The organism is Cohnella cholangitidis (assembly GCF_014107495.1).
Classification (GTDB): Bacteria; Bacillota; Bacilli; order Paenibacillales; family Paenibacillaceae; genus Cohnella; species Cohnella cholangitidis.
The window spans coordinates 1,238,908-1,252,207 of sequence record NZ_CP041969.1 but is presented as its reverse complement, the minus strand read 5'-3'; the positions used below and the strand labels follow the sequence as shown (position 1 = coordinate 1,252,207).

Annotated in this window: 12 protein-coding genes; 8 read left to right on the top strand and 4 right to left on the bottom strand. The window is 53.4% G+C overall.

Features of this window, described 5'->3' with window-relative positions; translation table 11 throughout:
* Positions 1-63: 63 nt before the first annotated feature.
* The 5 genes from FPL14_RS06155 to FPL14_RS06135 all read left to right on the top strand — a co-directional run bounded on the left by FPL14_RS06155 (position 64) and on the right by FPL14_RS06135 (position 5,929).
* Positions 64-1,167, top strand: a complete 1,104-nt coding sequence (locus FPL14_RS06155) for a GerAB/ArcD/ProY family transporter (protein ID WP_182302186.1) — start codon at positions 64-66, stop codon at positions 1,165-1,167.
* On the top strand, positions 1,164-2,603 hold the full coding sequence (locus tag FPL14_RS06150) for a spore germination protein (protein WP_182302185.1): 1,440 nt from the start codon (positions 1,164-1,166) through the stop codon (positions 2,601-2,603). Before FPL14_RS06155 ends, FPL14_RS06150 begins: the two co-directional genes overlap by 4 nt.
* Positions 2,600-3,736, top strand: coding sequence for a Ger(x)C family spore germination protein (locus FPL14_RS06145; RefSeq protein ID WP_182302184.1), 1,137 nt, complete (start codon positions 2,600-2,602; stop codon positions 3,734-3,736). The genes FPL14_RS06150 and FPL14_RS06145 overlap by 4 nt, the downstream gene beginning before the upstream one ends.
* 128 nt (positions 3,737-3,864) lie before the next feature.
* Positions 3,865-4,611, top strand: a complete 747-nt coding sequence (locus tag FPL14_RS06140; RefSeq protein WP_182303873.1) for an ABC transporter ATP-binding protein — start codon at positions 3,865-3,867, stop codon at positions 4,609-4,611.
* Entirely contained in the window at positions 4,604-5,929 is a 1,326-nt protein-coding gene (locus FPL14_RS06135; protein WP_182302183.1) for an ABC transporter permease, read from the top strand. Before FPL14_RS06140 ends, FPL14_RS06135 begins: the two co-directional genes overlap by 8 nt.
* Positions 5,930-6,046: 117 nt before the next feature.
* Here the strand turns inward: FPL14_RS06135 and FPL14_RS06130 are convergent, their stop codons facing one another.
* Positions 6,047-7,354, bottom strand: a complete 1,308-nt coding sequence (locus FPL14_RS06130; protein ID WP_182302182.1) for an aminotransferase class I/II-fold pyridoxal phosphate-dependent enzyme — start codon at positions 7,352-7,354, stop codon at positions 6,047-6,049.
* Positions 7,355-7,455: 101 nt separating this feature from the next.
* Positions 7,456-8,082: a pyridoxamine 5'-phosphate oxidase family protein gene (locus FPL14_RS06125; RefSeq protein WP_182302181.1), complete on the bottom strand. Its 627-nt coding sequence runs from the start codon at positions 8,080-8,082 to the stop codon at positions 7,456-7,458.
* A gap of 111 nt (positions 8,083-8,193) precedes the next feature.
* Here FPL14_RS06125 and pdxR point away from each other — a divergent pair, with 111 nt between their 5' ends.
* Together pdxR and FPL14_RS06115 are read left to right on the top strand one after the other, a co-directional pair.
* Positions 8,194-9,714, top strand: coding sequence for a MocR-like pyridoxine biosynthesis transcription factor PdxR (pdxR, locus tag FPL14_RS06120; RefSeq protein WP_182302180.1), 1,521 nt, complete (start codon positions 8,194-8,196; stop codon positions 9,712-9,714).
* A complete protein-coding gene (locus tag FPL14_RS06115) occupies positions 9,707-10,492 on the top strand; it encodes a helix-turn-helix domain-containing protein (RefSeq protein WP_182302179.1) in 786 nt (261 codons plus the stop codon). The genes pdxR and FPL14_RS06115 overlap by 8 nt, the downstream gene beginning before the upstream one ends.
* 54 nt (positions 10,493-10,546) lie before the next feature.
* Here FPL14_RS06115 and asd read toward each other — a convergent pair whose 3' ends face one another.
* Positions 10,547-11,338: an archaetidylserine decarboxylase gene (gene asd / locus FPL14_RS06110; protein ID WP_182302178.1), complete on the bottom strand. Its 792-nt coding sequence runs from the start codon at positions 11,336-11,338 to the stop codon at positions 10,547-10,549.
* Positions 11,339-11,503: 165 nt separating this feature from the next.
* Between asd and FPL14_RS06105 the strand changes: the two genes are divergently transcribed.
* Positions 11,504-12,652: a glycosyltransferase family 4 protein gene (locus FPL14_RS06105; RefSeq protein WP_229263801.1), complete on the top strand. Its 1,149-nt coding sequence runs from the start codon at positions 11,504-11,506 to the stop codon at positions 12,650-12,652.
* Positions 12,653-12,786: 134 nt separating this feature from the next.
* Here FPL14_RS06105 and FPL14_RS06100 read toward each other — a convergent pair whose 3' ends face one another.
* Positions 12,787-13,152 carry an ArsR/SmtB family transcription factor gene (locus FPL14_RS06100; RefSeq protein ID WP_182302176.1) on the bottom strand — a complete coding sequence of 122 codons (366 nt, stop codon included), beginning with the start codon at positions 13,150-13,152 and terminating at the stop codon, positions 12,787-12,789.
* Positions 13,153-13,300 lie beyond the last annotated feature (148 nt).

The window sequence follows — 13,300 nt, the reverse complement described above, 5'->3', positions numbered from 1 at the left end:
TTATGCGGAGCATATTTCGCAGGCTAGAGCGCATACTGAATGCATTGGAAAGGAAGGAACGATATGGAACGGCGGATTACAGTCAGCAATATACAATTGATGTCTTTGATCGTGATCTCCTCGTTAGGAACATCGAGTCTGTACGCCCCTGCGACGTTAGCCCGTTATGCGGAACGGAATTCTTGGTATTTGGTTCTGGCCGGAGGGGCGGTCGGATTGTTGAACGTATTCGTTTTCTTATGGTTGAACCGCCTGCACCCGGACAAAAGCCTGATCAAGCTTTGCATGCATCTGCTTGGGCCTTTGCTCGGAGGCGTGCTCGCATTGGCTTTCGCCTTTTACTTCTTGGATATTACTTCGTGGGTATTGAGGGAATTCGCCCAGTTTTTTACTATCGCGCTCAATCCCGTCACTCCTCAAACTTGGTACTTGGTCGCTGGAGCCGTTATGTGTCTTTATGCGGTCTATCATGGTCTGGAAGTTTTCGCGCGCGTGTCGGAAATTATTTTCTTCGTTACGGCTATTACGTTTCTGGCCATCTATTTGCTGTTGGTCAACCAGTATAGCCCCGAATATTTGCTCCCCGTATTGGAGGAAGGAATGATTAAACCTCTTAACGGCCTGATCCTCTCCGGCTCTTGGTTCGGAGATCTGATGTGCATATCCATGGTTATTCAGCATGTGCGCAAAACCAAAAGGACGACGGCGTACGCGACCGGGGCAGTCGGGATTACTACGCTTCTCATGCTCTTGTCCGTTCTCTCCTGTACAATGCTGTTCGGCGCGCGGGCGACCGAAACGTTCACTTATCCCATCGTAAGCTTAATCCAGAACATTAAGTTGTTTCGCAATATCGAAAGGTTCGATGCGGCGCTCGTCGCCGTGTGGGTCATGAGCTCGTTCGTCAAAATTACCGTTTATTTCTGGGCAGCGGTTCAAGGTCTTAAGGAGGTGCTGCGAATCCGCAAGCCCCGCTTGTTTCTCTTGCCGTTGGCATGCGGATTCGTTCTATGTTCCAAGTACAAAGTGTGGGGTTTAATCGAGCTGGCCAGCTTTTACGACAAACAGGCTTTGTACTTCTTATCGTTCCAGCTATTCGCTCCGAGTCTGCTGCTTATGGTTGCGCTTATAAGAAAAGATAGCCACAACAGGCGGGTGAACTCATGAACGGGAAACGAACGGTTTTGTCCGATGACGCGGCTGTGAACAAGCGGGCGTTACTTCAAAGGATGCAAGGCACGGAAGATTTAGTCATGTCGGATACTTCCAATGGACATGGAAAGGCCATAACGGTCTGTTATCTAGAAGGATTAACCGACACCCGAAGGCTTGAGCAGACGCTCGTACTGTACTTGGAAGACAAGCCGTTGTTTCCGGCTTTTCGCACGGATTCCAAACTAAGCTCCATCGAGGAAGTAGCCGATTGCCTCGTGTCGGGAATGACGGTATTGCTCTTCAAGGAGCCTGCATACGGCGTTGCGATAGATACGATGGGCGTACAGCTGCGCAACGTGGACGAGCCTCCGAGCGAAGCAACCGTAAAGGGTCCGAGGAGCGGGTTTACCGAATCCTTGTTCAATAACTTAGCATTAGTCCGATTTCATTTTCGCGCGCCTAGCTTGAGAGTCGAATTTCGGAACTGCGGGTACTTAAGCAAGACCACGATTGCGATTCTTTCCGTCGGAGGGATTACGAACGCGGCCATTCTCGGAGAAGTACACCGCAGAATCGGAGAAATATCGGAAGACGCGGTATTGCGCAGCAATGACATCGAGGAATGGATCACGGATAATCGAGGGACGATGTTTCCTCTTATCGAATCGACCGAACGACCCGATCGGGTCGTCGGAGCGTTGCTGGATGGAAGAATTGCCGTATTTGTCCAAGGTACTCCGTTCGTGCTGCTGCTGCCGTTCGTATTTTTGCAGGCTTTCCAAGTAAGCGAGGACTACTCTTGGAACTATTACATCGGTTCCGCCATGCGCGTTCTTCGGTTATTCTGCGGACTAATCGGCATGTTTCTGCCGGCATTCTACGTGGCAACCGTAACCTTCCACCACGAATTGGTTCCGACCCCGTTGTTGCAGAGCATCGCGGCGGCCAAAGAACCGGTTCCCTTTCCGGCGGTGGTCGAAAGCACGGCCATGATGCTCGCTTTCGAGATCATGCGCGAAGCGGGTATTCGCATGCCGAAGCAAGTGGGACAAGCCGTTAGCATCGTCGGGGCTCTCATATTGGGACAAGCTGCCGTGCAAGCCGGCATCGTATCGCCGATAATGGTCATCGTTGCGGCGTTGACGGGAATTTGCACCTTCACGTTGCCGCCGACAACGATGAACTACGTTATTCGTGCCCTCCAATTCGGGATGACTATTCTTGCTTCCCTGCTGGGCTATGTTGGCATTACAGTCGGAATAATTATGCTGTTGACTTACTTAGCTTCGCTACGGTCTTTCGGAGTCCCCTATCTCGGGCCTGCCGCTCCCTTCGATATGAGCGAGATGACCGACGTGGTCGTACGCCGCCCGAGCACGAGCCGCAACAAACGGCCGAGCCTATTCCGCGCAATGAACAATAACCGATATCGAGGCAAGACAAGATGAATGCCAGGATGGGGCTTATCATTTTCGCGATCGGCGCATGTTTGTTGAACTCGGGATGCAAGGGGGGCATGGAACTGAATCAGTTGCATATCGTACATACCGTCGGCATCGATGCGGGGCGGAATAACGGGATTAAACTCACGGCGGAAATTTCCTTGCTGTCCTCAAGCGGCCAGCAGCCTAAAGGGATGCAAGAACGAACGTTTTACTTATCGGGAGAAGGAAGCAGCCTTTTCGAAGCGGCCCGGCTCATGAGGACGAAGTCCGATCGGTCGCTATTATGGGGACATGCTACGGTCGTCGTGTTCAACAAAGCCGTAGCCGAACAAGGCATCGGCAAGCATATTATGGCTTTAAGGAGGTTGAGGGAGTTCCGGAACTCCACGTTAATCTATGTGACGGAAGACAAAGCATCAGATGTGCTGGAAGCGACCATGCCGAACGCGACGATCACTTCGCAGGCTTTGAGGGGGTTGTCGGAGGGCGGGGAAAACACGGCGTTGACCGAAGAAAAGACGTTGATCGACGTGTATGACCATTTGATTAACGAAGATACGGACATTCACGTCCCTGCCGTTCAATTGCTGGAAGACCCTAGCGCCAAGAAAAAAAAGCTGCTAAAGACCATAGGGATATATGCATTCGATAAGGATCGGCTTGTCGGGCTAATGAAGTCCAAGGAAACGAAAGGGTTCTATCGGGCGATGGGCAGCTTGAGCGGTTCCGTCGAGACGATACCGTGCGGCCCGAATCAGATGATCGCTTTCGAGAATACTAGCAGCAATAGCCGGGTGAAAATCGGTTTGGACGCAGACGGGAACCCGAAGGTCCACATCGAAATCAATGCGGATTTGAATTTGGCCAGCGTCCAGTGCGAGACTCGGGAGGTGACGCTATCCTCGATCGAAGAGTGGGAAAAAGAACTGAACAAGTCGATTTCGGATGCCGTCGAGCGATTCATTGCTTTCTCGCAAAAGAAAAATTCGGATTTACTGGGGATTAAGGAACGCATGCATCGAAAATATCCTAAGCATTGGAAAAAGGTAAAGGATAAATGGAACGAAATCTATCCTAGAACGACGTTCAGCGTCGAAGTCCATTCCAGAATCGACCATACGAACTTTACTACATAATCGCGTTATGGCGCTTCTCTTTGTGCGCAGCACCCTCGCCCGGTATAATAGAGGGAAAAGCTGGGGCGTTATGGAGGGGATTCGAAGTGGCTTTAGAGCTAAGCAGCAGTGCGGTGCCCGCGCTGAAAATGATAGAGCTAACGGGCGGTTATAGCCAACGAAGACCCGTGCTGCACAAGGTGTCGATCACCGTCAATCCGGGTGAGATGGTCGGCTTGATCGGCTTAAACGGCGCGGGGAAAAGCACGACGATTAAACATATTCTAGGGCTTATGGTGCCTCATAGCGGCGAAGTTAGGGTTGCGGGAGCGACGCTCGAGGAAAATCGCGACCTCTATCGTTCATCAACGGCTTACGTTCCCGAACAGCCGTCTTTGTTCCCGAACTTGACGGTGAAAGAGCATCTGCAATGGATGGCTATGGCCTATCGCATGGAGCAGTCGAAGGCGACATCCAGGATGGAGGAACTGGCGGTCACGTTCCGGATGACGGAAGCGTTGAATGCTTTGCCGGATACGTTATCCAAAGGGATGAAGCAGAAGGTTATGCTGATGAACGCGCTGCTAGTCAAGCCCCCGTTGCTCATTATCGACGAGCCGTTCCTTGGATTGGATCCGTTGGCGATTCGAGGGCTATTGGCGGCTCTCGACGAGGTTCGCGCGGAGGGATGCGCGATCTTGTTGAGCTCTCATATATTGCCGGCGCTGGAACGCAAGGCGAATCGGCTCGTGGTGTTGCACAGAGGGCGAATCATAGCGGAAGGAACGCCTCGGGAAGTGAAGGCGCAAGCGGGCTGCACCGATCCCGATTCGACGATGGACGATGCGTTCGAATCGTTAGTTCTGGCGGCGGAAGGTGGACAACCGCGTGCGTGAGACGAGTCAAGAAGAGCAAATCGGCTTTATGCGGTCTCTTCGCCGAAGCCGCGCCGCAGCTTTCCGCCAAGAGATCGTTCCGCATTTTCGTTACGTGTTCCAAAGCGGCTTCGGTTTATTCGCTTCCGCGATCTTCTTCACCGCATTGATTTGGTACGTGGGCTTCATTAAAGCGGTTCCCGAGGGATGGCCCGTCGAGATCGTCGGAGTCGCGATTATTTCTCTGGCTTCGGTTCGAGCTCCTCTTCGCTCCTATTTTCGGCCTGCCGATTCCGTATTTCTGTTGCCGATGGAGAGCCGTTTGCTAAGCTTCTATATTAACCCGGCCTTGCGGAACGCGATCGTAACGGCCGTTCTGCGAACGCTGGCGTTGTTTCTATTATTTTGGCCTATATATTCTCGCTCGCCGGATACGGCATATCTAGCGGATACTCATCCATTAGGCGCGTTGGGAGCGCTATTCGCGCTTATCGCCGGCTGTAACGTATACGGCGGATGGAGAGAACGCCAACCGGCCGCCCGCTCGTGGAGGCTTGGATTGAAGCTCGTCAGGTGGTCGCTGACGTTTCTTACCGTCGCGGCGTTATTGCTAAAGACTTTAGCGCTGGCGATTCCTCTTATGCTGTCGTGCATGGCGATCGTCGCATTGCTTTGGCGAATTCCCGCGCGGCATGCCCTCCCTTGGGAGAGGCTCATCGACGAAGAGGCCGCGGTACGCCGTCGTTGGATGGCTTTCCTCGGCTGGTTCGTGGACGTGCCCTCGGAAACGGCCAAGCCTGCGCGCCGGAAGTGGATTGCCTGGGCAGCGGACTTCTTGCCGTGGCAGCATAGCCGGGCTTGGCATTACCTGTATGCCAAAGTATTCTTGCGCGGGGAGACGTTCGGAGCGTTATGGCGTTGGGTCATATTGGCAGGCATCGTGCTGATCGTGACCGGAAATAGTTTGGCCGATGCGGTAATATACGGAATCGCCATTCTAGTCAGCGGATTGCAATTAAGCGAGTTGCGAAGGGTAAGGTTCGTCGAGACCGCGGCGACCGTGCCGATCGCGGCGGAAAATCGGCTGGCGGGGGCAGCGGCCGTCGCACGGACTGCGGGGCTAGGTGTCGCGTTGCTGCTCGGATTGATAGGGATGCTGACGTTCGGATGGGGTGCTGCGGGTATTGGGGAAGGCGCAAGCGCGGATGCCGCCGGCGGAGGTTTGGCGGAGGCGATCCATCTGGAAACTTGGCTGCCATTGCTCGCGGCCGGACTATTGTGGTGCGGATGGTGGATTCCCCGGAAAATCGCCAAGTTCGTCGACGAGGACGAGATGTAGGAAGCGCTGAGCAGTTCGGTGAAACCGAACTTCGCGGCGATAAAGCGCGGGAGTCTCCACGAAGAAAGGCTGGCAGAGAGGAGTTCATTCTCTCTGCCAGCCTTTTTGAGATTCCGTTTATGCTTTGCCGCCTTTAACATCAAGAACGGCTTGATAGATCCGGTCGAACAGGTCTTCGAGGTTTACTTCCTCGATGCAAGAGAAGGCGACACGCAGGTCGGTCGTGCCGAGCGCGATCGTTCCGACGCCGTATGCGTTCAGCAAACGCTGGCGAACGGCTTCGGCATCTACGTTGAACAGCTTAAGACACATGAAGTAGCCGGAGTTAAACGGATAATAAGTAAATTCCTCGTTACCGTATTTGCCGCTGTCGAGCAATTGCTTCACTTTGTTGGCGCGGCCCTTCATGATGTTGAACTTCTCTTCCTTCTGGGCTTTGAACTTATCCGACTTCAGCGCGCGAAGGATAAACGTCTGCGAGGGGTGAGGCCCGCTGGAGATCGTAGCGCGGATGCATCCGATCGTCTTGTGCTCCAATGCCGCCAAGCTTGCATCCGTCAATCCGCCGTAAGTGATAAATCCGACGCGGAAGCCCCATACGTACTCTTCTTTCGTCGCTCCGTCCACTTTGACCGCGAGCACGCGCTCGTGCAAGCCGTTAAGCTGGCCGAAGAGCGATTCCTGCAAGGAGTCTTCGAAAAATAAGCCGAAGTAAGCGTCATCCGTCACCGCTACCACATTGATGCCGGCTTCGGCAGCATCGCGGATAGCCGTGACGATCTCGCGTCCTTCTTCCGCGTCCGGCGTATAGCCGGTTGGATTGATAGGGAAGTTAAGCAGGACGATCGCTTTGCCTCGTTCTTTCTGCGCCAGCAGAGACTCGCGCAAGCCTGCGGAGTTAAAGCGGTTGTCCTCGTTGTACAGCGGATAGTAAACCATTTCAGCACCACGGCGGATGCTGAACGTCAATTCATAGTTTTCCCAGTTTTTCTCGGGTACGATAACGGCATCGCCAACGTCGGCGAACAGGTCGGAGACGATGCTCAAACCGTGCGTCAAAGCGTTGGTGACAACCGGTAAACTAATATTTTTACCCACGACGGACGGATTCTCCACGAACATCTTCTCGCGCCATACCGTACGAAGCTCGGGTTTCCCTCCGGGAGGGGCATATTCGTAAATGTCCTTAGGCTCGTAAGCGGACAACGTTTCTTGAATGACGTCAAGGTGCATCGGAATACCGTTCTCCGTGGCAATCCCGATCGTGGCGTTATAGAGGTTCGCCTTTTGCTTCGCTTCAGCAGATTGGCTTAGAATGCCAAGCTTGGGCATGTAGAGAGCTTTTCCTAAACCGGAAAGCATCTCGGCGACATGCGGATTGTCTCTGGTAAGTGTTTCGTTCAACTGCTGGGCAAGAGGGTTCATGACTTCCATCCTTCCAATATTCATTAGGTGATATTATACACTATTGACGGGGGAGAGTCATTGAAATCGGTCGCATTGACCGAAAAAAGACAAGGAATATTCTAGGAGTCGCCGATTGGACACTTTAAAGCGCTGCCGCGCATGCGCATTATCGTATCGGGATCCCCCGGAAGGTTGCGTTCGGTTAAGTGTTCTATGACTTGTCCCCTGCTTTTATCCGATAAATTTTGGCCGAATTTGAACTTTCCCGACATCTCGACCGGATCAAGCCGGAGGACGGCTACTCCTCGCAGAGAGGATTGGTAGCGCGGATCGGACGCGTCGATCGGGGCGTGCCCGCCCTCGGGCTGCATCGCCTTCAACAAAGCGGCCAACACGGCGGCTTTTTCCTCGGCATCCTCTACTTGGGCAACGCTGCCCCGGATACGCACGGAACGGAAGTATACGGTCGCCGGACATGCCAAATACGGATCGGAGAAATACGAAGGGATGAACGCATGCGCTTGGTAAGCGACGAATTCCGCCCGCGGATCATGGTCTAGTCCGGACATTTTCTCGCCCTTTTTGCTGCCATGGAAATAAATCGATTCGTTATGATACACGTAATTGAGCGGAACCGCCTTAGGCCAGCCGTCCGCCCCAGTAAACGAGAGCACGCCGTCGTTCAGCTCCTTAAGAAATTGTTCGCATAGCTCGGGTTCCGATACTTGAAACTCTTTTCTTCTCATATGCTTGCGCCTCCGATCTTAGATTGAGATTTAGTGTAAGGCTATTATTGACAAGGGAAAAGATCCAATTTACATTAAAATGACTAGTCCATTACAGTCGGGGTGAATCGTTTGAATAGTCCTTTTGCCTACTCCGTTAAGCTTGAGGAGTGCGGCAGCAAGCATCTGGCGCTGTACTTGGCCATTCGCGAAGCCATTACCGAAGGAAGGCTGGCTCCGGGCGAGAAATTGCCGTCTACCCGGCAGCTTGCCGCATTGTACGAGTTGTCGCGCGGAAGCGTCAGCTTGGCCTATGAAATGCTGACCGCGGAAGGATTCGTGCAGTCGGGAGTCGGGCAAGGGACGTTCGTCTCGGGATGGGAGCAGCCGGGACGGGACGCAAAAGCCGACGATGGAAGATTTCCGATGGCAGCTCCGGAGTTAACGGAATGGGGCCGTCGTTTAATGGAATCGCATCCTGCGGCTTGCAGACGGTCGGAATCGATTGCCGAAGAGCCGCTCTCTTTCGTGCCGGAAGGAATCGGCGACTGGTTCCCTAAGATGGAATGGAAGGCGGAAGTCGCGCTGCAGTGGAAGAAACTCGGTTCGGACCGGGGGACCGGACATTCGACGGAAGGCAGCTTAACGCTGCGCCAGGCGATCGCCAGCCGGTTGCGGCGGGATCGGGGAATCGCTTGCGACGCCGAAGACATCATTATTACGGCAGGTTCGATGCAAGCCATTACGTTACTCACCCAGCTATTGTTGGAAAAGGGAAAAACGGCGGTAATCGAAAATCCCTGTTATACGGGAATTCAACGGGCGGTGCACGCCACCGGCGCCAGCGTCATCGCGGAGAGTATCGATGGCAGCGGCATCGTCCCGCACGACTGGGACGCGCAGCTTCTATTCGTCACGCCGACCCGGCAATTTCCGACCGGAGCGGTGCTCAGCTACGAGCGCAGACGCGCGTTGCTCGCATGGGCTTCCCGAAGCAACGCGTGGATCATCGAGGACGACTACGACAGCGACTTTCGCTGGGGAGGCCGTCCGATCGAACCGCTCAAAGCGTTGGACGGGGAAGGCCGGGTTGTCTATATCGGAACGTTCTCCCGCTCTATGAGCGTAGGCGTCCGCATTGGCTATGCCGTCGTTCCCAAAGAACTCGTACAGCCGTTCATAGCGGCCAAAAATTTATACGATCCTCATCCGACGGGTATCGTCGAACAGTTGGCGCTAGCCAATTGGATGTCGGAAGGAGGATATGACCGGCACATGCGCAGGATACGCAGAATATTCGGCAAGTTGGAAAACAAGTTGCGATCGGACATGACGAGGCAACTAGCGGATTTGTTCGAGGTCATCCCGTCGGACGCGGGACTGCATGTGTATGCCAAATGGAGAAAAACGGCGGAAGAATACGATCGATTGGCGGAGGCATGCGAAAAAAAAGGCGTGACTTGGAGAGACGGGGCTAGGTATGATACTGGTAAAGGGAATACGTCCGCGCCGATTCGACATTCGGCATTATTCGGTTTTGCGCATCTGGATGAAAATCGGATCGAGGAAGGCATCGAGCTGATCTGCCAGGCTGCGCGAATGTTAGGATTGATCGACTCCAATCAAGGGCAAGGAGGAACCGTTCATGCTTGATTTATCACCCTCGTCATTCGTCTTGCTTCCTTCGTTCGCCAAGATTTCCTGCGAACCCGGATGGAAGTGGCAGAAACGAGAGAAGCCGCTAGCGAATTTCGATATTTTCTACGTATGGAGCGGGGAAGGGGAACTGTTCCTTAACGGCAAGCCGTATACGCTGGGCAAAGGCAGTTGCTTCCTGTTCCGTCCCGGAGATCATACAAGCGCCACCCACAACCCGCAGAAGCCGCTTGTGCTCACTTATATCCATTTTGACGTGTCGGAGCAGATCGACCATATTCCCGAGCCCTATCGGGAATTGGAGGACACGTTCGATTTCGAGCATATGCTCGCGAAATACGTACGATTGTTTCTAGTCCGCACATATGCCGCGGAGATAGAAGCCCAATTGATCCTGAAGCAACTGATCATCCACCTGCTTCGCTACGACCGGGAGGAACCGGTCGAACGCAAAGCGAGCAACCAGCTGACGGAGAGCATTCGCGAAGTGGCCAATTATATTCAGCAGCATCCCGGTATCGTGCATCGCGTGGACGATCTAGGGAAACGGGCGGGACTTTCCTCGAGATATTTTTCGATCAAATTCAAGGAACTGATCGGCATGTCCGTGCAAACCTATATGATCCGGACAAGAATCGAACGGGCGCAGCACCTGCTTATGCATGCCGGGATGAACGTGACGGAAGTCGCGGACGCGCTGGGGTACCGGGATATTTTCTTCTTTAGCCGGCAATTCAAGCAGTATACGGGCAAAAGCCCATCGGAAATCCGTTGATTAATAAAAGAAGCTCGTCCGTTGGCTAAGAGCCGGTCGGACGAGCTTTGTCGTTTATTTATCCGTTATTAAAGTGCCGAGCTTCTCGCCCATCCGGACTTTGTCTCCGGTCTTGAGATCCGAGCGCGGGTTAAGCGTTCCGTCTTCCGTAAGCAGGACGATCGTTGAGCCGAATTCGAAATAAGCGAGCTCGTCGCCGCGTTCCAGCATATGCGGCATGGGCTCGACGAATTTAATGCTGCTCACGTTCAAGGCTCCGACCTTAACGACGGCGACTTCGCCAATGTCGTTGCGGACGTAAGTGACCAATCTTTCGTTGCGGGAAAGGACGCGTCGCATGGATGTCAGGCCGAATTCGTTAACGGGATACACGCGGCCGGGAATATGTTCGGTTTCCACGATCTCGCCCTCGCAAGGGGAGTGGATCCGATGATAGTCCGTCGGGCTTAAATAGAGTACCCAGTAATAACCGTTAAGATATTGGGACAGGCGCGGCGAGCCGTTAAGCAGCTCCTCCACCGTGTAGTCTTGGCCTTTGACTTGCAGGATCATTCCGTCCTTGATCACGCCGCAGCCGGTGATCTTAGCGTCGACGGGACTGACTAGCGCGCCGGCCGTTTGATCGATCGGCCGTTTGCCCGGTTTAAGTCTCCGCGTGAAAAAGTCGTTCAGGGAACGATAATCCTCCAGCTTTTTTTCCGCTTCTTCCACCGGAATTTTGTACATGGCCGCAAAGCGGGGAATCCATCTGCGGCTTAAGGAAGATTTAGCGAAACGTCCCGTCATGCGGGACACGAATTTGCGTGAAGACAGTTCCGTCATCATGCGCAGCAGCCAACGAGTCATGCGGCCGAGCACTCCTTTATCGTAAAATACATTCCCGTGAATTGTGACACATCGGTGCCTAAAGTGCAATAGTCGTCATTTCGGGGGTAGAAGCCGTGTCCATTCGCCGGCCCTCCTAATATGTTGTCAAGATAGCCGAGATTGGCCGGTAAGGAGAATATGACGATGCTAAGAGCCGCTTTCATCACTCCCGGAGCTTTCCCGATTCCTTCGGCGATGGGAGGTTCCGTCGAACGCGTAGTGGAGAAGGTTGTCCCCGAGCTAATTCCTCATGTCAGCGCAACGATCTACGGGCGGCTGGGCAAACGGATTCCCGCCAACAGAAGCTTGAACGGAGTACCCGTCATCAGGTTTCCCGCCGTAAACAAAGCCAAATATTTCAAGCTCGTATCCGGCAGGCTTGCCAAAATCAGGCCGGAAGTCATACAAGTCGAGAATCGTCCTTTATGGATTCCGAGGCTTAAACGGTCTTTTCCCCATAGTCGGATTTGGTTGAATTTACATTCGACCACTTTCATTAATCCCCCTTATTTGAACCGATTGCAAAGGAAACGATGTTTGCTTGCTGCCGATTATATACAAGTAAATAGCGAGTTTCTGCGCAACTACATCCAGACGCGCGTCCCCCAAGTCGCCGGAAAAATAAAAGTGAACCATCTTGGAGTCGATGCGGCAAGGTTTCCCGGCAAATCGTCGCTAGAAGGAATGGGAATAAGCGAGAGGTGGCGTTCCAAGCACGGATGGGGAGGAAGGCCTATCGTACTCTACGTGGGCCGGCTTATTCCGCAGAAAGGCGTTCATCATCTGTTAAGCGCATTGCCTTCGATTATCGCGCAAGCGCCGAACGCGATGGTCGTTATCGTCGGCAGCGCCCGATACGGTTCCCATCTTCGGACGGGATACGTAAAACGTCTATACAAACAAGCCGCGCGTTGGAAAAACCACGTTCATTTTCAACCTTACGTTCCTCACCACGAGATTCCGAATTGGTTCGTTATGGCGGACGTGGCGGTCGTGCCCTCCATCGGGCGGGAAGCATTCGGCCTCGTCAATCTGGAAGCGATGGCGGCCGAGCTTCCCGTCGTGGCCACGAACGCGGGAGGAATGAAAGAAATCGTGGTCGACGGCAGTACCGGTTATCTTGTATCGGCGGATTCCGCCGTAATCGCGGGCGAGTTATCCTCCCGGATAGGCCAGTTGTTGGCCAATGAAACGGAACGAAGAGACATGGGGCTTCGGGGGAGAGATAGGGTCATGAACCATTTTCTGTGGCGACATACCGCGGAGAGGTGGTTAGAATTTCAAAGGGAATGAAGGGCAAAGATGGCGGCAGCAGGGTTAATCCTTCTGCCGCCATTTCGCGTTTGTGGCAGTGTCCGTTAACATGTCATCTAGTCGCAGAGGAGCCCCTATGGACTGATTGTAAGCCGCTTATAAGACAGTTTCGTTCAACCGTGTTCAAGATGCTGCAGCGTTTGCAGGAAAATTTGTTCGATATGGGAATCATCGAGGGAATAGAACACCGTTTTACCGCTTTTTCTCCGCTTAACCATTCTTAAGTTGCGCAAATACCGCAACTGGTGGGATACCGCGGATTGGCCCATTTCGAGCAGAACGGATAAGTCGTGCACGCATAGCTCCTGATGAAGCAGCGCGCCGATCAGCTTGATTCTAGTCGGGTCGCCCAAAGCCTTGAACACTTCGGCAAGGCGGGTCGCGGACGTATCGTTGATCATCCGTTGTTTAATTTCCGGCAACGGAATGTCCGAATGGGTACAGCCTTCGCCGGATTGTTCGAGCGCGATTTTATTCATGGACAAGCTCCCTCGTCATTAGTTACGAATGTTCCTTAATTATAACGCAACAGGTTACAAGCGGAAATACGGCGTATTTTCCAAGGTTGATTAAGGATAGTCGCCCATCCTCGTGACGTGCCCATGGGTGAATGCATATGATACTGAA